Genomic DNA, 21,993 nt, shown 5'->3' with positions numbered 1-21,993 from the left:
TGATATCTCTATCATAGTACAGGTCAGACTGAAATGACAGGCGAACTAATGAACTTCCATTCATTGGAATTTACGACTATTCTGACAAAATAGGTGAGCGTGTCAAATGTTGATTCAAAACTGCTTCTGACGACCAGTGCAGGATGCTCAATTTTAAGTCTTCTGACAGTCGCAGAACCAAAATTCAGGAACTTTCTTACCCAGTTTCGGATGCGTATTATCGTGCTGTCATCAACATCATAGTTGTCAAGACCATCATATATTTCAGCTATTATTTCAGTACTGAGATGTTTGTAAGGAGCAACGTAATCCGGAAGCTCGCGGTGATAACGGTCGCATTCCGGGCAGTAGAAAACTCTGAGAGACAGAGTGATTCGCTCTTCGCCGGATACGCGCAGATACCGTCTGCACCTTCCGTGTGACTTCATTGGTTTGCCGCAAATTGGACAAACAGGTGAATTTGTTCCTGTAATTTCGACGATTCCGTCCTTGACTTTTTCACGAAAAAATGATATACTTTTCATTGTTGAGGGACGATAGCTGTGTCATAATTGCGAGTTATGACGATCAAAACAGCTATCGTTTATTCCTTTCTAAAGGTTAATACAATTATTATATCATTTTTATAGATAAAAACACAGACGGCATCATCCCGAAATTCGAATCGGAACGATGCCGTTTTCTATTATTTGTTACCGCGTGCCCGAAGGATGGGTTTATCGCGTTGGTTTTCCCGTGAGCATTCCGTGTCTGGGCCGCAGTTGCAGGACTGACTTTCCAGAATCTTGTACATTTCCCTTGACAGAACTGTTGCCTGCGTGACAAGATACAGTGCCTATTGGACGACATTATGGGTGGTCGGTAACACTTATAGTGTAAAAAAGATCTTAAAGGTAACAGTATTTTTTCAAAAAAATTACCGACTGTATTATCAGCCGGTTTTAATGGTGGTCTGCCGGAGGCAGACAATAATATAGCGCCGGTAATCCAGCAGGATTACCGGCACATTTCCGTTATACTTATATACTATTTATAGTAAATAAATCAATTGATTTTTTAAGAAATATATATTATAATATATATAAAGAATATACAAAAAAACGCACAAATTTTAATTACAAACTAAGGAGTGAGCTCTATGAGTACAAAAGAAATTGCATACAGCATTATCGATCAGCTTGGCGAAGAAGAATTACTCGGTTTTATTGCTCTTTTCCACAGAGTTTTTCCTCCGAAAACTGATACCGATACAACAGACGAACGCTGCGCAGCTTTCGAAAGAATGAAAAACGTATGCCGCTACATTCCTGATCTTGATGAAAAATCAGAGCTTGATGAGTATCGCGAGGAGAAATACGGAAAATGAGGGTACTGATAGATACTAACATCTTAATTGATTTCTACGGAAAGAGACCTGAATATTATGATGCTGCAGAAAAAATAATTGAACTTTGCACTAAGCAAAATATAACTGGATGTATAGCAGCTCATTCTGTTACAAACGCATTCTATATTCTCCGCAAAGATATTCCTCTTGAAATTCGTCGTAATACGCTCAAAGATTTATGCATGATAATTGAAGTAATCGGTATTGACAGTCATAAACTTATTTCAGCACTTAGTAACAGTGAATTTTCCGATGTTGAAGACTGTCTTCAGACAGAATGTGCAAAACAGTTTTCAGCAGACTACATTATTACGAGAAACATTAAAGACTTCGAACATAGTCCTGTTCCCGCAATAACTCCGGATGAATTTTTAATAAGGTGGTCTGCCGGCGGCAGACAATAATATAGCGCCGGTAATCCTGCTGGATTACCGGCACCTTTTTTAGCATAATAAGTGGTTATGTTTATAAACCGGGCTGTGAAAACAGCCCGGTTTTTCTATAGCAGTCTTCAGCCCGCAGGGATGAAGACTACCTTTCAGCGAAAGCACCTTTCAAAGGTGTGGTCTGCCTCCGGCAGACGCTTATCAAGTTTCTCTGCCTTAAATCGAATCAATTTTTACAGAGTTAAAGCTTATTGAATACATTGACAGGAAGTATCTGATCTTCGCTGCGTTTTCGCTGGATGAATCGTTGAGTTTTACTGATATTTTTTCTTCACCGTCAGTTTCTTCTATTTTGGCATAGCCGTAAATATTATTCTGCGTCATAAACCGGCTGATCAGTTTTCGCTGTAATTCCATGTCATCTGTCTTCTGTGCAGGAAGATCAATTACTATATCGTTGATCCTGCATTCGAATTTTGCCGGATCATATCTTTTTTCAGCTATCATATCATTTATCTTCTGAACGTCCTCATCATTCTGGCAAAGTATTACCAGTATCTGATCGTTGTCCTTGAAGTAAAGATAACAGTCTGTGTTGTTTACAACTGTAAAATTAATAACATCATCAAAAGCAGCCTGACTGTCAGGAACATTCGAAGAACTTTCAGTTTCCTCTACTTTAGCTTCAGAAGGTATCAGTATTTCTGCTTCGGCTCCATGTGGTGACGGTGATATCGGTTTCATTGATGCCGGAGCTGATGACGATTCCGGTTTTGCTACCGGTTTCGGACTTTCTGCAGCCACTTCATCAGGTATGTCAACTGGTCTCTCCTGCGGACTCACAGGCTGCGGAGAAACTCTTTCAGCTACAGGCACAGGGGCTGCTGACGATTTAGGCGTGATCATCGGTTTTGGCGAAGAATTTGTCGGCTTCACGTTCTCGGCTACAGCATCTTCTTCAGCCTTTTCGACTGCTCTGGAAGTCACCTTTTCTACAGGCGCCAGAACAGCAACTGCGGTCTCACGCGGCACCTGCTTTTCCGTTACTGCCGCTCTTGTCACTTCAGCTCTGGTTACTGCGGCTCTGGTCGATTCAGGCACCTTTTCCTTTTCAGTCACCGGAGCTTTAGCCGTTTCATGTACATGCTGTCTCTCCGTTACTGCCTGATCCTGTTTTTTCCCGCTGTCGGCAGATGGTTTCGGACTTTCTTTCGCTCCTGATCTTTCTGTACTTTCCGGCTTTACCGTCTCTGAAACATCTGTGACCGGTTCCGTACTTAAAGCTCCGGAAACTGCCTCAGTGACGTTGCTGCTTTCTTCTGTCACTCTGTCTTTCTTTTCCGTAACTGCTTCATTACCTTCAGGAGTTTCTGCAGGTTCATCCTCAGAAACCAGTGTAGTCTCAGTAACCTCCGGCACTTCCAGAGTGGATTTGTCCGGATTCTCCGGTTTGTTCACATTAAAGTAGATCAGCGATCCTGCCATGATAAAGAATGAACATGCAACTGCAGCGATACCGGCTGTATTTTTAATTAGTACTATTCTTTTTCTCTTTTTTTCTTCGTATGCATCCCGCGCTTTAAGCACGGCGTCTGCCATTTCTTTAGATGTTCTCATACTGAAAACCTGCCTTCTCCATTATGGATCTTAATGATGATTTAGCACTGTACAGTAAATTACTTATCTGTCTTTTTGTTCTGCCCATTATTCTTGCGGTATTTTCGATGTCCATATCCTCAAAATATGCAAGATACAGCACCTGATAGTAATCAGGTTTAAGCTTTTCCATCGCCCTTCGCAGTTCAGTGTTCTGTTCTGTACGAAGGTATTCCTTTTCCACATCAGTTCCGTCCGAAAGCATTATATATTCTTCCACCGGCTGATCTGAAATCCTGTTTCTGTTTCTTTTTAAATAGTTAATTGCCGAATTTCTTGCTATGGTATACAGCCAGGTCTTAAAGCTCGCTTTGCCGTTGTATTCATATTTTCTTACAGCAAGTTTTACAAAGGTATCCTCAATGATATCCTCAGCAGCCGACTGATCTTTTACAATACCATTTATAAACAGTATAAGTCCGTTATAGTAAATGTCAATGATCTCTCTCAGACCATCATCGTCCCCGTCAAGATAACGGCGATAGCAATCCGCATCTCTGCCCATAGGACACCTCTCGCTTTCCGCTTCTGTATATTATACACCGGAGATCTCCGGATATCTTAGTATTTTTAAAAATTTTTTTCGTACCATTTTTCAGACGCATATCTGTACCCTTCAGCGCCTGTAGACATTTTATATTATATCCGAAAAATTATTATTTTGCAAGACACAAAACAGTAATTCTGATCAAAAAATGAGATAACATCTTTATAATGTCCGTGAACAGTGCACATATTTCAGATTATCAGTTTGTATACTTTTACAAAGTTTCATTTTCTGAAAAAATATTTTTAAAATTACTAAGATAATCGCTCCGGAGATGTGTATAATAGGTACAACCAAATACGATGCAGGCTGATCTGCAGCCTGACACATCGGCATCAAAATCTCTTTAAGGAAACACTGATCAAATCGGAAATCAGCGTTTCCTTAATACAGGTAATATGAAAGGATGATAATTATGGTAAAACTCAAAAAAGCAATTGCCGCTCTTACGGCTCTCGGAATGATTATGTCAGGTTCGCTCACAGTTTTTGCTGATGAAACACCCGCAGCCGAAATTCTTATCGGCGATGTCAATTCTGACAGTAATGTGGACATTACAGACCTGTCCTTCATTTCACTTTTCCTTTTAAAAGACGCAGAATTCACAAACGCTCAGCAGAAGGCAGCCGACACTGACGGTGACGGAAATGTTACACTTGCAGACCTCGCAAGAATCAGACAGTTTATTTCAAAGAAGATAAACAGACATGAATTTTGCGGCATAACCCTCACAGATATAGTGAATACAGCGATAAGAGATAACCTTCCGACCTCTTCCGCAATAGAAAAGTTTTATGAAGACATCGCTTACATTTATGAATTCCCTTCAATAGAATCAGACCTCATTGAATGTACTTTTTCTGACGGAACCGTGATGAATGTCAGAGAAGCACTGGCAGAAGGTGTGGTATCAATATCCGATCTTGATAAATACGGCATAAGCTACTTCAAAAAGCCAAAAGAAAAGTACGAACTTAAAGCCAGAGTATCCGAAATATACGATGACGGTATGCTTGTAATACCGGAAGACAAGAATATTACTGAGGATAAGGTTTTCATTCACTGCAAACAGATGATCACAGATCTCAGCATTGACGTCGGCGACACAGTAAATATTGAATATGACGGAATGGTGATGACCAGCTATCCTGCGCAGATCAGAGCTTTAAATATAAGCATTCTTAAAAAGACTTCTCTTGAATGAACCAAGCTTACTGGATCATTCTGATCGAAGTGGCCAAGAATACTGTTTACTGATGATTCAATAATATTATTACGCAATTATCAATTACTCCTTAACGCAGCACCGAAGCATTCAAAAGGACCTGCTTTCGGTGCTGCCTGTTTTTGTCTGCCTCCGGCAGCACCATTTTTGAAAGCAATACCGTGAATGTACTCCGTATGTTCGCGGTATTTTTTGTTTTCTGATGTGTAAAGTGCATTGTTCACTGTTGCTTAAAACCCGTAAAAATGTTATACTAAAAAAGAACAGACCGTAAAATTTGAAAAGAAACCAACCGGAAAGGAGCAGAAAACATGCCGCGAAAAATAGGAACGGGAGTACAGAGCTACAGTCAGCTGAGAGAAGACAAGTGTTTTTTTATTGATAAGACTAATTTTATTAAAGACTGGTGGAGTGCCGGGGATGAAGTCACTCTTATTACGCGTCCTCGCCGTTTCGGTAAAACACTTAACATGAGTATGCTCGAATGTTTTTTCAGTCCGGAATATGCAGGACGAAGCGACCTTTTTGAAGGCTTAAGTGTCTGGAATGATGCAGAAATGAGAGAGTTGCAGGGGAACTGGCCTGTGCTTTTCATCACTATGGCAAAAATAAAAGGAACTAACTATGATGATTTTCTGAATCAGATGAATTCTTCGATGTTATCGCTGTATTCATATTACGAGAAATTAGTGAATGAAAGCGAAATAATACCATCTATAAAAAAAGAACAGTTCACTATGATGTACAGGAAAATGATTCATGTACTTGTTAAGAAAGATGATGAAAAGCCAGACAAGGAGATGCTTACACAGGGGGTTGCTTTTCTTTTGGATTTACTGAAGAAGAAGTATTTGCAGCCCTTGATGAATATGGTTATACGGACAGGGAAAAGATAAAATACTGGTATGACGGGTTTACCATCGGAACACAGAAAGATATCTATAATCCGTGGTCGATAATTAATTTCCTTGATGAAGGGGTATATTCACCTTACTGGGCAAATACCAGTTCCAATAAACTTGTAAGTGACCTTCTGCGCGAAGGCGATGCGGAAATGAAAAGTGATTTTGAGCATCTTCTCTGCGGTGGAACAGTGATAAAGCAGATAAATGAAGAGCTTGTGTACAGCGATCTTAGCGCAGATGATAATTCTGCCTGGAGCCTGCTTACGATGAGCGGATACCTGAAAATTGAATCACGTGATGAGGAGAATGAAGAATATGAGCTGAAAATAGTGAATTTTGAAACGGTAAAAATGTTCCGAAACCTTATTTCAAAGTGGTTTAAAAAAGGAAACAGCTACAGCAATTTCATAAAAGCGCTGCTTCAGAATGACCTTGATTACATGAATAAATTCATGAACGACCTGACAGTATCAATGTTCAGTTCATTCGCTACAGGAAAGAAGGCCTTTCGTCGTTTATAGTGGGTAGACCATGAAAGCCACTTGCTAAAATTCATATAATGGAGTATCATTTAAAGTACCAGTAAATAAAGGAAGGTACATACAATTGTTTGATAATACAGCTTTATTCACAGCAGCACTTCAGCTCGAATATCCATGGAAAGTCACCAAGGTAGAACTTAAACCAGAAAAAGAAGGTTCATCGAAAATGGAACTTCATATAGACGTAGACTTTGAACGAGGAGCAAGGTTCATATTCTATTTTGATGATGGAAAGCAGTGGGTAGATGCAGATGGAAAACCAATTGAGAAGAGCGCCCACGACACCGTAAAAAGAACATGGCAACATCTGAATTTCTTTCAGTACAAAACATATATACACGCCAGAGTGCCTAAAGTAAGTGACGGAGAAGGCCATTGTCCAACAGCTCGTGTACCGTGGGCAAGAAAGAATTCAGGATTCACGCTGCTGTTTGAAGCTATGGTGATGGAATATGCAAAACATATGTCCGTATCATCAATTGCTAAGCTTCTGGAAGTGAACGATAAAAGACTTTGGCGAGTAATCAAGCATTACGTTGATGACGCACGTAAGCTTGAAGACTATTCATCAGTCAGAAACTTAGGAATTGATGAAACAAGCCGTAAAGGACATAACTACATAAGTGTCATGGTTGATCTGGACGAACGCAAAGTAATCTATACAACAGAAGGAAAAGATCATACAACAGTAGATAAGTTTGTAACTGACTTCAAGGAACACAAAGGAGTTCCTGACAATATAGATATTGTTACATGTGATATGTCCCTTGGATTCAAGAAAGGAATAACTGAAAACTTTAAAAACAGCAAAACAGTAGCTGACAAATTTCATGTAATTAAACACGCTAATGAAGCAGTTGATAAAGTACGGAAAAAAGAGAGTAAGTATGAGTCAGAGCTTAAAGGAAGCAAATATCTTTGGCTGAAAAACGAAGGCAATCTGACAGACAAACAACTCGAATGGAAACAGAAAATCCTTAAGTCTGCAAAGCATTTAAAGACTGCAAGAGCATATGCTATCAGAGTGGAACTACAGGATATTTATGAGCAGTGCATAGATAGACAAAGTGCAGAACCAAGACTAAAAAAGCTATGTTCCTGGATGATGCATTCACGCCTTGATGACATTAAAGGGTTCTGCAAACTCGTTAAAAGTCACTGGACTGAAATACTTAACTACTTTGATTACAGATATACAAATGCTATTCTTGAAGGCGTAAACTGCATAATACAAAATGTTAAGTGCAGAGCACGTGGTTTTAGAAATATGGAGTATTTCAAAACAATGATATATCTGAACTGCGGAAAGCTTGATATTGACACTGCTGTTAATAATGCTATTAAAACATTCGCTTTGGTATAACTGAGCTTTTATGCCGCGAAAGCCACTTGATAATGAGAAGGCAGTGTGATAGGCTGTTTGCCAGGCAGCACAGCCTTTAGGCGGCGCCTGCCTCGGCGGACAGAATATCATGCTGACAGAGGCTCATTGTCAAGTGGATCGTGGAATAAATGCGTACCTGAAGATAGGCCTTACCCACTACAAATGACGAATCACCGGAAAGAAGCCGTCAGAAGAAGCAGAACCGGAACGTTTCTATCATGGTTTTGTTCTCGGACTGCTGGTGGATCTTCGTGACAGATATGCTGTAACATCCAACCGTGAAAGTGGATTCGGAAGATATGACGTACTCCTTGAACCACTGGATAAAGAAAAAGATGATGCAATGATATTTGAATTCAAGGTGCTTAACAAAAGAAAAGGCGAAAAAGATCTTGAAGATACAGTAGCGGCCGCACTGGGACAGATAGAAGACAGAAAGTACGAGCAGATACTTCTTGCCAAGGGCATAAAGAAAGACAGGATCCGCAAGTACGGCTTTGCATTCGAAGGCAGCCGTGTGCTTATAGGTGAATAAATATTTGAAATAAAATCAGCGGGAGTACCGGTAAAAAAAGGTACTCCCATTTGTTATATTACAGCAGCAAAATTTAGGAAAACACTGATTTATTCATAAATCAGCGTGGGACTCCGGGGCGAAGCCCCGCAAATCCCACCTCCGGAAATCCGGCGAAGCCGGATTTCCGATTTAATCAGTGTTTCCTTAGTCAATCGAAAATCAGTCATTTATACTTGAGCAAATTTGCTGATTAACGAAAAAATTTTTTTCAAAACCACTTTGACTTTTTCAGAAAAAAAGGTACTAATAAGTGAAAGGATCAGGACGATCCTTCTGGAAGGAGGAGATCTCCTATGGATAACGGTGAAAGTAGCTACCGCCGTTTTCTGTCAGGTGATAACGAAGGTCTCCGTGAGATCATACATCTTTACAGACAGGGACTTATCCTGTATATCAACAGTTTTGTACAGAATATTCATATTGCCGAAGAACTCGCAGAAGATACATTCTGGGAACTGATGTGCAAACGCCCTGTATTTTCAGGAAAGAGTTCCTTTAAAACCTGGCTGTATTCTGTCGGGCGGAATATTACGATGAAGTATTTAAAAAAACATTCCAAAATGAATATCGTACCGCTTGAAATACAGGAAAATCTTGCGGATGAAGAAGATATTGAACGCAGTTATATCAGAAGTGAAGACAAACGTATGCTTCACCGTGCTCTGCACAGTCTTAAGCCTGAATACCGGCAGATACTGTATCTGACCAGCCTTGAAGGATTCAGCAATTCCGAGGCGGCACTTATTATGAAAAAGACTGACAGGCAGATACGATCACTGATCTATAACGCGAAGAAAGCTTTAAAAACCGAGCTTGAAAGGAGCGGATTTAAATATGAAAACTGATGATGAAATGTATCAGAGTCTGCTTTCAAGATGGGAGGATTATAAGGATAATAAACGCAAAAATACAACCAGAATAATTTTGGTTCCTGCAGCTGTTCTCGGAGTTTGTTTTGCGTTCTGGGTAACTGGTAATGTAAACAGGATCCTGAAAACAGGAGACAGCGATCATTCAATTGTACCGGCTGCATCATCAGAGAACAAAGAAAAAGATACAGTCGATCCGGAAACAAGGAAACTGAAAAAAGCCATTGATCCTGAAAAGGCGACCAAAGACGATATCTTTTATATGATGTTAAACAGCGTTGATTACTATGATAAAGTATCAGGAAGATTTATTCATAAATCATACAGAAGCGAATACTATGACGAAGTGGTATTTCAGACATGTCTTTCTGAGACAAGTTCGTATACTGATTACAGAATTTACAGGAACAATGTGAATGAAGAAAAGATCATCGCCGGAACAGCTGAATGTGAATCAGAAAACGCAAGATATTGCGACGGAGAAAGTTTTATAAGCGTTTATCCAAAAGATAAAACATGGGAATATATAAACAACGAAATTATTCCCCTTACTAAAGTTGTACATGTACCTGATCAGGACAGAATTACTGAAAAAAATGGTATTGTAGGTTATGCATATGAAATTGATCCGACTAACGTTATGATGTCAGATGTATGTCTTTTTCCTCAGGAATATGCTTTCGGTTTCTTACATGATCGGTCGCTATGGGAAGTAGAACAAATAACAAATTATCAGGACAGAAAATGCTATGTTATCAAAGGAACAGCATCTGAGTCATATGGTGGTCAGATGAATGTTTCATCTTTTGAATTTTTAGTGGATACAGCTACAGGTGTTTTAATGCGTTATGACGGATATGATGAGAACGGAAAATTACGTGATTTCATGCATACGGACAATATCAGATTTGAAGAAAAAGCTGAAGAAGTTACTGCAATTCCGGATAATATAACTGAAGAATATTCGAGTGTCGGAGATCATATTCCTGCAGACAGTTATATCGAAACAGACGAAAATGCAATCGACTATGATGCTTTGCTTGAACCTTACAGAACAGCGTTTGATGAATTCAATAAATCACACGGTACAACCTACGGATTTATGAGCGATGAACAACTTGAACAGCATAACATGGACAAGCAGCAGTATCTTAAAGAAATGGCGGATGTTTATTCAAAGATGAGCATAAAAGAATTTTATGATAATCTTGAAAAAGCTTATGAGGCAGATTTAAAAAATTCAGAGATGATGAATAATAATGGGGGTATTTCAAATGAAAAAGAGTAAACTTTTATCAGTACAACTCAATTAATAGCACTTCGCATACTCCGTCAAGTACAGTAATAGAACATGCGTTACAGGATCTTGATTTGTGGGTAGTTGCTCCTGATAATACAGTTGTTTGGAAATCGCAGACGTGGTATAATAATGTTGAGAACATTGAGTTTACAGCAACTCAAACTGGAAATTATACAATTTATGTAAAAAAGATACCGAATAGCTATACTGGTTCAGTACAGTATGGCGTTGCATGGATGGAGGCGTAATAATATGAAAAAGAAAATGTTTACTTTAGGTTTATGTTTATCAGTGTTATTTAATGCGACAGCTGCGGTTTGCTCAGCCGCACCTAATGAAGTACTGGATAAGGACGGTATTGCATATGTAATGAGCGGATTTAAAGGTTATTATCTTGAAGATGGTGTGTATTACCTTAAACAGACCACAAATGAATTCGGAAAACCAATAAAGGGCGCAGATGAATACAGAGCTGAGGTTGAAATCCCGCCGGGAGAGTATTATGCAAGCTTAAGGCTTCAGGCGCTGAGTGCAACTTATCCGGAAGGAAAGTTTGCGGTGCGTTTCAGAGCGGATGACGGATCAAAGATGCTCAGCGAACCGGAAAGCGAAGCAACACTTAAAGAACTGGACAGATTACGTAATGCAGGCGTAGATGCAGACATAATTCAGGAAACACCTGAAACGGCTTATTCGACCTATATATTCGCAGTGCTTACAGCAGATCAGATAAACAACTTCCCGGTTTCAGAAGAGTTCGGCTACAGGCTGGCACTTTCAGAGAAACCTGAAGGATCATATGACAGCTCAAAGTTACATGCAGAAGATGACGGCCATAAAAAAGGTGATGTCAACGGAGACAAAATAATAGAAGTCGGAGATCTGTCGTATCTGTCACTTTATCTTTTAGGAGATAAGCCTTTACCTGAAGAATGGCTGAAAGCTGCAGATGTTGACGGCGACGGTGATGTAACTATCGCAGACCTTGCAAGACTTCAGCAGTATCTTTCAAAGAAAATCGATAAATTTTGATAATGACGTTATTTAATCGCAGCAAAAATAAAAGGTATCATGCAGCGTTGCTGCATGATACTATAATAAGCTGCCGGAGGCAGCTCACCGCATAAAATAAAATCAACGGGAGTACCGGTAAATCAAAATCCGGTGCTCCCGTTTGTTCTGTATAAATGAACGCCTTCGGCGTACTATAGAAAACGGTCGCCTTGACAGACCGGACGACCGTTGAAAGAACTTCGCTTTGCTTATCGGAATTTTAGATCCACCTTTTTGAGTTCGAATTTAAACTATTATCAATTTATCTATGATTTTTTGGCTGCGGCAAGTTCCGCTTTCAGGCGAGCGATTTCAGCTTTATCTTTTTCATGTTCAGCTCGTTCTTTTTTAAGAGCTTTTTCGTATTTAATACGAATTTCTTCATTTGATTCATCAATAAGTCTCTGAACTTTCTCACACATAGTAACTCCACCTTTCTCGTTGTTTTTATAGAATCGTACTTTATCAGAGAGCGGACCGAAATCTTCGCAGGATGCATCGCTGTTTTTGAAGTACTGCAAAAGTTTCGTAATGTCTCTGTCGGTTGTTATCTTTGTATTCAGATAAATCTCGTGAACTCCGTTTGGAACTCTGTTTCTGCGGCCTTTGAGTTTTCGTTCGACTTCATAGTAGTTATCGCCAAGACCGAAAGGATCAAAACTCGAAATGAAGATGAAATACGCTTCCGGAAGCAGATCATAATCCCATCCTTTTTCAAGCATTACGGAATCGAGATTAGCCTGATAGGCTCTGATACGCTTCGCGTGATTTCCTTCATTTGATTTCTGAACTTCGATATTGTATACACGTCCTGTATCATCTTCAGCGAGAATATCCAGTATTACCGAATGGGATATGAGATTGCGGATATGGTACTGGACTTTGCATGCTTTAACGATAAGCGTATCGATGCCGGTTATTTCTCTGAGAACGTATGTACACACTTCCGTATCTTCCATGACCGCTGCAAAGAACGTGTCGTCCATGAGATTCATGCTTTTTACAAGTGCTTTTCGTGCTTCAATGGAACTAATGAATTCCCTGTAGCCGATTCGCCTCTTGTAACGTTTGTTTTTACTTGCTTTTCTGTTTATACCTTTGATTTTTTTCATGGTATCTCCTTTTTTATTATACCATGACCCGGGTCTATGGGCAATAAGAATTTTTAGATAGAATGGATAAATTTATCATCATTATTATAATACCACAAACGGAACTATATGTCAACTATTTCTAAGGAATTTGAATGGATGTATAATATTAACTTTTAAATCGATGCATATATGGCCATCCTGTTGTATAATGGTAGTCTTCACCACTGCGGGTCTAAGACTGCTATGGAAAAAACGAGCTGGTCAGCTCGTTTTGTAGAATTGCGCCGGAGGCGCCACATTTTCAAATCAGCTTATCTGTCGCGTATTTTGATTCATACTTCCGGTGCAGCTTATCTGTTTTATGGCACAAAAAAAGGATTTACACATATATACTTAAACTGTATAGCCATAAATGTTCTGGTATGCTATAACATTAAAATACACTATTGCAAAATAAGATAATTATGATAAGATATTGGTGTTGCATTAAATGCAAAAATATTTTATAATTTAAGAGAGGATAAAGATGAAGAAAAACACTAACAGTAACAAGCCGGAGGAGAACGGCATTTACGCTGGAACTTCAGACAGAATTATCGATGATGTGGTAAAGGGAAAGCGTGATTACAAAGATTCGCTTTTCTGCTTTATTTTCGGAAGTGAAGAATACAAGCATTTTTCACTTGCTCTTTACAATGCAGTCAACGGTTCGGATTATACTGATGTCAATGATGTGACTATCAACACTCTGAAAGATGTGCTGTTTATTAATGTACGAAATGATATATCTTTTGTGTTAAAGGATGTAATGAATCTCTATGAACATCAGTCAACATTTAATCCGAATATACCGGTCAGGATGTTCATTTACAGCTGTAAACTTATCAACAAGTATATACATGATAATCAGCTGGATATTTACAGTTCGACGCAGCTTGAACTACCGACACCGAAACTGTTATGTTTCTATAACGGCATTGCCGATAAGGAAGATGTATCTTATTTACGTCTCAGTGATTCTTTTAAGAAAAACATCGGTAAGACAGATGGCGGATCGGATATTGAAGTAACCGTAAAAATGATAAACATCAATAACGGAAGAAATGAGAAACTGCTGAATTCATGCAGACCGCTTAAGGATTATGCGATGTTTGTGGAGCAGGTAAGAAAATACGGAGCGATATATGACGCAGATGCAGAAATTGAAAGTGAAAAACTAGCAGATGCGATAAATAATGCAATAGATTCGCTGCCGGAAGATTCAGAAATAAAAGCAATACTGGAATCCAGACGTGCGGAGGTGGTAAAATTGTGTATTGAAGAATATACAAAAGAACATTCAGATTATGTGCGTAAAATCGAAGATGACAGGAAAAACGAAAAAATTAGTCAGCTTGAAAAAGATAACAGTCAGTTGAAAGAAGATAAAAATCAACTGAAAGAAGAAAGTGAGCGTAAGGACAAAATCATTGCGGAAAAGGACAAGCAGTTTGAAACAGCTTTAAATGGTTTTGTCAGACTTGCTAAAGACGGAAAGTTATCAGTTCCCGAAGCTGCAAAATATGCAGGTATGAGTACTGAAGAATTTGAAAAACTGATGTAAACAAAATCAGCGGGAGTACCGGTAATAAAAATCCGGTGCTCCCGTTTGCTCTGTATAATGGTAGTCTTCACCCCTGCGGGCCGAAGACTGCTATAGAAAAAACGAGCTGGTCAGCTCGTTTTGTAGAATTGCGCCGGAGGCGCCTCCTTTTCTGGAATAACTGCCGCGAATATACTTTATCAGAATATCCGCGGTATTTTTTGGGGGTTCTGCTGTATAAAATGCACGGTTTATGGCCTCGCCAATTTACGATTATTACAAATTTGAAAAAAGAAGAAAGATATTTAAGAGGTTAGTGTGTATAATAAATATAGAACGTTAATCACAGCAAAATAATGGGGGATGATTTCATTATGAAAAAAGCAATACAGTTACTGATCGCAGTAATATTCTGCTGCTTACTGGCTTCATGCACCAGAAAAGATAACACTGAAAAACCGGTGGTGGCGGAACCGGATGATTTTTATGTTATAAAAAATGAAGTCACACTGCCGTATGAGATCTCCTGGTCGGATAACATACGCTGTACGGAAAATACGATATATATCGGCGGATATTCGGGAACTGCGGATATAGATTATGCGTTTTCGGTTTACGATGCTGAAACTGAAACCTTTAAACACCTGGACAGATTCAGGAACTACAAAGGCGATGTGACGACAGCATATCTCGGCAAAAGCAGGATATGTGCCGCATACATAAAAGAAAATGAATCGTACTTTGTGGTCTGTGATGCGGAAACCGGAGAAGAAATAAAGAAAATCGAGACGGAACCCGGTAAAAGAATAACATCTTTCTTTGAAGATGAAAACGGCAGACTCATTGCCCAATTTACCGGAAATACAGGAAGACCGGAGATTGTTTCATACAGTGATGATTACAGCACCACGGAACCGGTACCGGTTTTTGAAAATATACCGGATGGAAATACGATCATTTCAGATCTGCTCTTTGATTCCGGATATTATTATGTGCTGACTTCTGAAAATTCGGCGGATGGTCAGAAGATAAGCGTGTTCGTTGTTTCGGAAGACGGAAACGTTGTCAGATCTTTTGCAGATGTCATGGCTGATACGAACGGAATCTATGAAGCTTCTTACTTTAATTCACGGGGAAATCTCTGCATATCGGTGCGTGATAATACGAATATGCTGCACCGGTGCATAGATGAGATCAGACTTACCGACGGCAGCATTGTAAACCGTTATGATGATGATTTCGGCGATGAAAACATTATCACACCGGAAAGAGTAAGTAAGAATTCTGATTTTTTCTTTGCTGACGGTGATATTCTTTACAGATACTCCGCAGATGAAAGCAAGAAGACAGTTTTTTTCGCTGGATGAAAAAAACGGAAGGCTTGCCTATGTTTCCGGAAACGATAACAAACTCCTTTTCTGTTCCACGGTATACGGAAGCTCGGAAACACCTGTTATATATAAGTACGACCGTGACGGAAACCAGACCGGTATCATAAACGCACCTGAGTCAGGTGATCAGATGACAGTATTGCAGGCAGATGTGCTTTCGGACGGGAATGCTGTTTTTCTCTCGGAAAATGAAAACGGCGGCTATGCTGTTTCGTGGACTGATAAAGACGGGAAAATCATAAATCAGACCGATGTTTTTGAAAACACAGAAACCGAAAAAGCCGATATTTGGGCGGGAAATAACTCTGAACTTTATGTTCTCGGCTGTACTGATGATGACTATTCATACATGGTCTTTGACAGTAATGCTGTAAAGATACGTGAAGGTTCAGGCAATTGTCCTGACGGACGTATAAAAGAAATGTTCTTCATGAACGGTTCTGATTTTATACTTTACGAAAATGCAGACTGGGAGAAACGTATTATCTGTACCGATGAAAAGATCGCTTTTGATGATTTCGTTTATCCTGAGTACGGCACCCAAAAAGTATTTTCGCTGTCTGACGGAAGTGTGTGTTATTTCGATGCAGACAGCGTTTATAGAACTGATGCGAATGGATTTTCAGGGCGTAAATTTATTAACTGGAATGACTGCGGCATTATCCACCTTGTAGGTGCAATGGGTGTTATGAATGATGACTGTATCGTTTGTCTGACTTCAGGAAACGGATTATCTTTTACGGTACTTGAACGCGCAGATGATGAACTTGCCGGAAAATTAAGAAATCAGAAAGTACTTACCGTAGGCGGTGTGGGTATAGGCAGAGGAGATCTTACGGAACTTTTTGAAGAATTCAGAAATGAAAACAAGGAATACAGATTATGCGTCAGTGATTATCAGAAATATTCCGCCTCCGATCCGCAGGAATGCACAGACAAACTTAATCTTGATGTAGTTTCCGGAAAAGTACCGGATGTACTTATCGGGAATTATGAACTTGACCTTGAGTTCTATGCTGAACGCGGACTGTTCTGTGATCTTAATGAATTTATGGAGTCAGATGCGGAGGTAAACCGTTCTGATTTTCTTGAAAACATTTTTGACTGTTATGTAACTGAAGGCAGTCAGATGTACGTTCCGGTATGTTTTGATATTTACGCATTTTACGGAAAAGAATCTGATCTTGGTTCCGGAAACGGCTGGACGACAGATGAATTCCTTGACCTTGCAGAAAAAAAGAATATGTTCTTTAACACATCCAGAGGCGTTATGCTCCGTTCACTGGTTTATGCTGATTTAAGTGGTTTTGTGGACCGGAAAAATAAAAAATGCAGTTTTAATGACGGAAGATTTGAAAAGATCCTGGAATATATATATGAAAACGGCATTCCGGATGAAAACTATAAAGGATATGATTCCTATCCGCAGGGCAGTACGGAGTATAAAGATTACTACAGAAGATTTTCCGATGGTCTCTGTCTTACTGAATATGCCGGAATATCGGCTTTAAGCACTCTTGCGGGATTTAAAAACGGTGATCTTAACGGCGAAAATATCGTCCTTAAGGGTGTTCCGTCCGATGATAAAAGCGGTCCGCTTGTTTATTCAAGAATAACTGCCGGAATAAGTTCATCATCAGAGCATAAGGAAGCCGCATGGAAACTTGTTAAAAAGCTGCTTTCAGAGGACTATCAGACAAAAGTGACGTCAACTGCTTCCTTACCTGTCAGAACATCAGTTTTTGAAAATGCTATGAAAAACTCACGCCGCAAAGGTTTCGGCTACAGAGCAGACGGTAATTTTTACGAAACAAATCCGCTGAGCGATGAAGATGTAAATGAGTTCGTAAATATCGTAAAGTCCGTAAACGAAGCATATTCATCCGACAGCAGGATTAAGTCAATAATCGATGAATCAGTCGGCGAATATTTTAACGGTTCGATGACTTCAAAGGAAGCAGCGGAACAGATACAAAATAAAGTATCACTTTATCTGAATGAAATAAAGTAAAAAACAGCCAGCCGGAGCTGCGGACTTTGTCCGTAACTCCGGCTGGTTTTGTCATAATGTTTTTCAAATTCATACTCCTGATATTTTTCATTACAACGGCTTCGATTTTATCTTTCCGGATGCACGCGGATATTTCGGCGGACATACTGCGGCTTTCTTTACTACAACCAGTCTTCTCTGTTCACCGTTTATTTCGTAGTGCTCGTCCTTTTCGATCTTTCCGCCGAGAAGCTTAAGCGCATTTCCGGCAGTCCTTATGTCTTCGGAAGGCCCCTTCATCGCACAGAAAATACCGCCCTTTTTTACAAACGGCAGACAGTATTCCGAAAGCTCCGGCATTGCCGAAACCGCCCTTGCCGTTGCAATGTCGTACTTTTCACGGTACTCTTCCTTCTTTGCAAGAAGCTCAGCACGTTCGTGTATACATTCGGCTTCTATGCCGGTCTTTTCACATACATCTGACAGAAACTTTATTCTCTTGTTAAGTCCGTCAAGAAGGGTTATCTTAAGTCCCGGAATGTATATCTTCACCGGAAGCAGCGGAAATCCCGCTCCCGTACCGACGTCGATGACCTTCATTCCGTCTTCGAACTTTGCAAACCTCGTTATCGCTATGCTGTCGATAAAGTGCTTTATCAGTACTTCCTCCGGCTCAGTTATCGCCGTAAGATTCATCACCTTATTCGTCTCAACGAGCATTTCTGCATAAATATCAAGCTTTTCATAAACTTCCGCCGTAAGCGAAAGTCCGTTTTCTTCAAACGCCTTCCGGCAGAATTCAAATTCTGGAAGCATGTCACACCTCAGACTTTCTGTTTCTTCTGTCCTGATCAAGCCAGATGAGAAGAACTGAAATATCCGCCGGGGAAACACCGGAAATTCTTGATGCGTGGCCTATGCTGAACGGACGAAACTTTGAAAGCTTTTCCACTGCTTCAAGGCGAAGTCCCTTGATCTCGTGGTAGTCGATATCCTCAGGCAGACGCTTGCCATCGAGCTTTCTCATCTGCTCTACCTGAGCTATCTGCTTCTGGATGTATCCGTCGTATTTTATCTTAAGATCGACCTGTTCACATACTTCGTAGTCAAGCTCCGGTCTGTGTTTGTCAAAGTCCTTCAGCATGAAATAGTTGAGCTGAGGTCTTCTCATAAGGTCGATCATCTTGCATCCTGTAGTCATGGCAGATGTGCCGTTTGCTTCGAGGAATGCGTTGAGTTCCGCTGTCGGACGTACATTGAGAACACTTATTCTCTCAAACTCCTCAGCTATAAGTCTCTGCTTTTCAAGAAGCTTTTCATATCTTTCGTCGCTTATAAGGCCTATTTTATGTCCGATCGGAGTAAGACGCTGGTCACAGTTGTCCTGTCTTAACAGAAGCCTGTACTCACTTCTTGAAGTCATCATTCTGTACGGATCGGAACATCCCTTTGTTACAAGGTCATCGATGAGCGTACCTGTGTATGAACTTGCACGGTCAAGTATCATCGGTTCCCTGCCCTGAATCTTAAGTGCAGCGTTGATACCTGCAACAAGTCCCTGGGCAGCAGCCTCCTCATATCCGCTGGTGCCGTTGAACTGTCCTGCTCCGTAAAGTCCACTTAATTTTCTGAATTCAAGTGTAGGAAGCAGCTGTGTAGGATCGCAGCAGTCATATTCTATCGCATAGGCAGGACGCATGATCTCAACATTTTCAAGTCCCTTTATCGTTCTTAAAAATGCAAGCTGAACATCCTCAGGAAGCGATGATGACATGCCCTGCAGATAATATTCATCCGTATCAAGACCCATCGGTTCAATGAAGAGCTGATGTCTTTCCTTGTCGGCAAAACGTACCACCTTGTCCTCGATGGACGGGCAGTATCTCGGTCCAACACCTTCGATAAGTCCGCCGTAAAGCGGTGAACGGTGAAGGTTTTCCTTTATTACCCTGTGTGTTTCAGCATTTGTATAGGAAACATAACAGCTTACCTGATTCTTCAGTGTGCTCTTGTCAGTTTCAAATGAGAACGGAACGATATCCTCATCGCCGTCCTGTCTTTCAAGAACGTCAAAATTGATGCTTCTCTTATGAACACGGCACGGAGTACCTGTCTTGAATCTTCTCAGTTCAATGCCGTTTTCCTTAAGTGAATCAGTCAGTTTCATCGGAGCGATAGTAGCATCCGGTCCGCCGTTGTATGATGATTCACCTACATGTATCTTGCCTCTGAGATAGGTACCGGTTGAAATAATAACCGCCTTCGCCGAATATTCCGCACCGAGAAGTGTTCTTATACCCGTTATCTTTCCGTCTTCGGTAAGAATTGCTGCAACTTCAGCCTGCTTTATGTCAAGATTCTTTTCCGACTCACAGACATGCTTCATGTAACGGTGATAGAGTTTTCTGTCAGCCTGAACTCTGAGGCTGTGAACAGCCGGACCGCGTCCGCGGTTGAGCATTCTGCTCTGGATAAAGCACTTGTCGGCACTCTTTCCCATCTGTCCGCCCAGTGCATCGATCTCACGTACAAGGTGACCCTTTGCTGTGCCGCCTATGGAAGGATTACACGGCATATTGCTGATCTGGTCGAGAGAAATGGTAAAAAGAGCTGTACTGCATCCCAGTCTTGCAGCTGCAAGTGCTGCTTCAACTCCGGCATGTCCCGCACCGACAACAATAACATCATAACTTCCCATTGTATATTCCATTAAAACTTTCCTTTCCTACTTTCCGACGCAGAAGCGTGAGAATACTTCATCTACCACACTGTCCGTAACTTTTTCACCTGTAAGCTTCAGAAGAGCTGCAAGAGCTTCGTCTATAACAACAGTTACCGCATCAAGGCTCTCGCCCGCCTTCAGTGCAGCAAGAGCTTCATTCACTGAATCAAGTGACATTTCAAGGCATAGCTTCTGACGTTCATTTGCGATGATACCGTCGTTCGAATCGATCTCCTCGTTTATGAACATCTTTTCAAGTACCTCTTCAAGTCCCTCGATACCGCCGGAAGTCTTGGCGGATATTTCTATAACATATTTAAAATGCTCACGCAGATATTCTATATCAGCGACCCTCTCCTTGTCCGATTTGTTAAGAAGAGCTATCGCATTTCTTTCCTTAAGTGAATCGATGATCTTTCTGTCATCATCTGAAAGATGCTCCGATGAGTCAAAAACAGCAAGTATAAGGTCAGCTTCCTTTATTTTTCCGTAGGCTATCTCGACACCGCGCTGTTCTATCTGGTCATCAGTGTTTCTTATGCCGGCAGTATCGGAAAGACGGATGGTAAGCTCGCCTATCTTTACATACTCCTCTACAACATCTCTTGTCGTTCCGGCAATATTCGTAACGATACTTCGCTCATATCCGCTCAGACAGTTCATGAGCGTTGACTTGCCCACATTCGGTCTGCCGACAATAACGGTATTTATACCCTCGCGTATTATCTTTCCGTAGTCGTAGGTAGCAGAAAGTTTCATAAGATCTGATCTGATATCCACAAGATCTGCTTCAAGCTTATCCGGCTCGACAAACGGAATGTCTTCTTCCTCCGGATAATCGGCCCAGGCCGCAAGATCACCAAGGATCTTCACAAGCTTTTCCCTTACCGAAGTAATTCTTCTGAACATCGCTCCGTCCTTCAGAGCAACGGCAAACTTAAGTTCATTCTTTCCTGTCGACGAAATTACGTCCATTACCGCTTCAGCCTGTGTAAGTGACATTTTTCCGTTTAAAAATGCCCTTTTCGTAAACTCACCCGGTTCAGCAAGCTCTGCTCCCGAAGCAAGCACGAGTCTGAGTATCTGTCTGGTTATAAAAAGACCTCCGTGACATGAGATCTCGGCAACGTCCTCGCCTGTATAGCTTTTCGGTGCACGGAAAACCGTCAGAACAACATCATCAAGTTTTTCACCTTTTTCCGAAACTTCACCGTAGGCACAGGTGTAACCCTCCATTTCAGAAACCTTTTTTCCACTGTAAGCCTTGAACACCCTGTCAGATACCGCAAATGCATCTTCGCCGGATATCCTTATAACTGCGATTCCTCCGACCGCATTAGGTGTTGATATTGCTGCAACTGTAGACATAAATTTTCCGCACCG

21 protein-coding genes are annotated in these 21,993 nt (G+C 40.6%); 13 read left to right on the top strand and 8 right to left on the bottom strand.

All coding sequences use genetic code 11. The features are described 5' to 3' along the window. Positions 1–23: 23 nt before the first annotated feature. Entirely contained in the window at positions 24–524 is a 501-nt protein-coding gene (locus tag CC97_RS13480; RefSeq protein ID WP_197021841.1) for a DUF6431 domain-containing protein, read from the bottom strand. Positions 525–1,138: 614 nt separating this feature from the next. Between CC97_RS13480 and CC97_RS13475 the strand changes: the two genes are divergently transcribed. After that, positions 1,139–1,366 carry a hypothetical protein gene (locus CC97_RS13475; RefSeq protein WP_044975488.1) on the top strand — a complete coding sequence of 76 codons (228 nt, stop codon included), beginning with the start codon at positions 1,139–1,141 and terminating at the stop codon, positions 1,364–1,366. Next, the gene (locus CC97_RS13470; protein WP_044975486.1) at positions 1,363–1,791 is read left to right on the top strand and encodes a PIN domain-containing protein; all 429 of its coding nucleotides are present in this window, start codon (positions 1,363–1,365) and stop codon (positions 1,789–1,791) included. Before CC97_RS13475 ends, CC97_RS13470 begins: the two co-directional genes overlap by 4 nt. Before the next feature lie 198 nt (positions 1,792–1,989). Here the strand turns inward: CC97_RS13470 and CC97_RS13465 are convergent, their stop codons facing one another. Beyond that, a complete protein-coding gene (locus CC97_RS13465) occupies positions 1,990–3,390 on the bottom strand; it encodes a hypothetical protein (RefSeq protein WP_044975484.1) in 1,401 nt (466 codons plus the stop codon). Then, positions 3,377–3,934, bottom strand: coding sequence for a sigma-70 family RNA polymerase sigma factor (locus CC97_RS13460; protein WP_044975483.1), 558 nt, complete (start codon positions 3,932–3,934; stop codon positions 3,377–3,379). Before CC97_RS13460 ends, CC97_RS13465 begins: the two co-directional genes overlap by 14 nt. Positions 3,935–4,391: 457 nt before the next feature. Between CC97_RS13460 and CC97_RS13455 the strand changes: the two genes are divergently transcribed. Further along, the gene (locus CC97_RS13455) at positions 4,392–5,180 is read left to right on the top strand and encodes a dockerin type I repeat-containing protein (RefSeq protein ID WP_044975481.1); all 789 of its coding nucleotides are present in this window, start codon (positions 4,392–4,394) and stop codon (positions 5,178–5,180) included. An 80-nt stretch (positions 5,181–5,260) separates the two neighbouring features. Here the strand turns inward: CC97_RS13455 and CC97_RS20270 are convergent, their stop codons facing one another. Beyond that, on the bottom strand, positions 5,261–5,425 hold the full coding sequence (locus CC97_RS20270; protein ID WP_156036911.1) for a hypothetical protein: 165 nt from the start codon (positions 5,423–5,425) through the stop codon (positions 5,261–5,263). An 87-nt stretch (positions 5,426–5,512) separates the two neighbouring features. Between CC97_RS20270 and CC97_RS13450 the strand changes: the two genes are divergently transcribed. The 7 genes from CC97_RS13450 to CC97_RS13420 all read left to right on the top strand — a co-directional run bounded on the left by CC97_RS13450 (position 5,513) and on the right by CC97_RS13420 (position 11,810). Next, complete coding sequence (locus CC97_RS13450; protein ID WP_044975480.1) at positions 5,513–6,097, top strand: AAA family ATPase; 585 nt, start codon at positions 5,513–5,515, stop codon at positions 6,095–6,097. A 158-nt stretch (positions 6,098–6,255) separates the two neighbouring features. Further along, positions 6,256–6,627, top strand: coding sequence for a hypothetical protein (locus tag CC97_RS19000; RefSeq protein WP_049962911.1), 372 nt, complete (start codon positions 6,256–6,258; stop codon positions 6,625–6,627). 85 nt (positions 6,628–6,712) lie between these two features. Then, entirely contained in the window at positions 6,713–8,011 is a 1,299-nt protein-coding gene (locus CC97_RS13440; protein WP_081850056.1) for an ISL3 family transposase, read from the top strand. 190 nt (positions 8,012–8,201) lie between these two features. Beyond that, on the top strand, positions 8,202–8,567 hold the full coding sequence (locus CC97_RS13435; protein WP_044977057.1) for a PD-(D/E)XK nuclease domain-containing protein: 366 nt from the start codon (positions 8,202–8,204) through the stop codon (positions 8,565–8,567). A 335-nt stretch (positions 8,568–8,902) separates the two neighbouring features. Beyond that, on the top strand, positions 8,903–9,454 hold the full coding sequence (locus tag CC97_RS13430) for a sigma-70 family RNA polymerase sigma factor (RefSeq protein WP_044975478.1): 552 nt from the start codon (positions 8,903–8,905) through the stop codon (positions 9,452–9,454). Beyond that, positions 9,444–10,766, top strand: a complete 1,323-nt coding sequence (locus CC97_RS13425) for a hypothetical protein (RefSeq protein WP_044975476.1) — start codon at positions 9,444–9,446, stop codon at positions 10,764–10,766. The genes CC97_RS13430 and CC97_RS13425 overlap by 11 nt, the downstream gene beginning before the upstream one ends. Positions 10,767–11,030: 264 nt before the next feature. Beyond that, complete coding sequence (locus CC97_RS13420) at positions 11,031–11,810, top strand: dockerin type I repeat-containing protein (RefSeq protein WP_044975475.1); 780 nt, start codon at positions 11,031–11,033, stop codon at positions 11,808–11,810. A 287-nt stretch (positions 11,811–12,097) separates the two neighbouring features. Here the strand turns inward: CC97_RS13420 and CC97_RS18995 are convergent, their stop codons facing one another. Then, positions 12,098–12,943, bottom strand: coding sequence for an Rpn family recombination-promoting nuclease/putative transposase (locus CC97_RS18995; RefSeq protein WP_049962909.1), 846 nt, complete (start codon positions 12,941–12,943; stop codon positions 12,098–12,100). 508 nt (positions 12,944–13,451) lie between these two features. Here CC97_RS18995 and CC97_RS13410 point away from each other — a divergent pair. The 3 genes from CC97_RS13410 to CC97_RS13400 all read left to right on the top strand — a co-directional run bounded on the left by CC97_RS13410 (position 13,452) and on the right by CC97_RS13400 (position 17,909). Beyond that, on the top strand, positions 13,452–14,528 hold the full coding sequence (locus CC97_RS13410) for a hypothetical protein (RefSeq protein ID WP_049962908.1): 1,077 nt from the start codon (positions 13,452–13,454) through the stop codon (positions 14,526–14,528). Positions 14,529–14,881: 353 nt separating this feature from the next. Continuing rightward, a complete protein-coding gene (locus tag CC97_RS13405; protein WP_044975474.1) occupies positions 14,882–15,874 on the top strand; it encodes a hypothetical protein in 993 nt (330 codons plus the stop codon). After that, positions 15,840–17,909 carry an extracellular solute-binding protein gene (locus CC97_RS13400; RefSeq protein WP_044975472.1) on the top strand — a complete coding sequence of 690 codons (2,070 nt, stop codon included), beginning with the start codon at positions 15,840–15,842 and terminating at the stop codon, positions 17,907–17,909. The genes CC97_RS13405 and CC97_RS13400 overlap by 35 nt, the downstream gene beginning before the upstream one ends. A gap of 90 nt (positions 17,910–17,999) precedes the next feature. Here the strand turns inward: CC97_RS13400 and rsmG are convergent, their stop codons facing one another. From rsmG to mnmE, 3 genes are read right to left on the bottom strand one after another with little or no spacing between them, the layout of a single operon-like run. Beyond that, positions 18,000–18,704 carry a 16S rRNA (guanine(527)-N(7))-methyltransferase RsmG gene (rsmG, locus tag CC97_RS13395; RefSeq protein WP_049962907.1) on the bottom strand — a complete coding sequence of 235 codons (705 nt, stop codon included), beginning with the start codon at positions 18,702–18,704 and terminating at the stop codon, positions 18,000–18,002. Between the two features lies 1 nt (position 18,705). After that, complete coding sequence (gene mnmG, locus CC97_RS13390) at positions 18,706–20,598, bottom strand: tRNA uridine-5-carboxymethylaminomethyl(34) synthesis enzyme MnmG (RefSeq protein ID WP_044975470.1); 1,893 nt, start codon at positions 20,596–20,598, stop codon at positions 18,706–18,708. A gap of 15 nt (positions 20,599–20,613) precedes the next feature. After that, complete coding sequence (mnmE, locus tag CC97_RS13385; protein ID WP_044975469.1) at positions 20,614–21,978, bottom strand: tRNA uridine-5-carboxymethylaminomethyl(34) synthesis GTPase MnmE; 1,365 nt, start codon at positions 21,976–21,978, stop codon at positions 20,614–20,616. Positions 21,979–21,993 lie beyond the last annotated feature (15 nt).

It is taken from the genome of Ruminococcus sp. HUN007, assembly GCF_000712055.1.
Lineage (GTDB): Bacteria > Bacillota > Clostridia > Oscillospirales > Ruminococcaceae > HUN007.
Note: the sequence above shows the minus strand (reverse complement) of the source record. Positions and strands in the feature narration are given on the sequence as shown.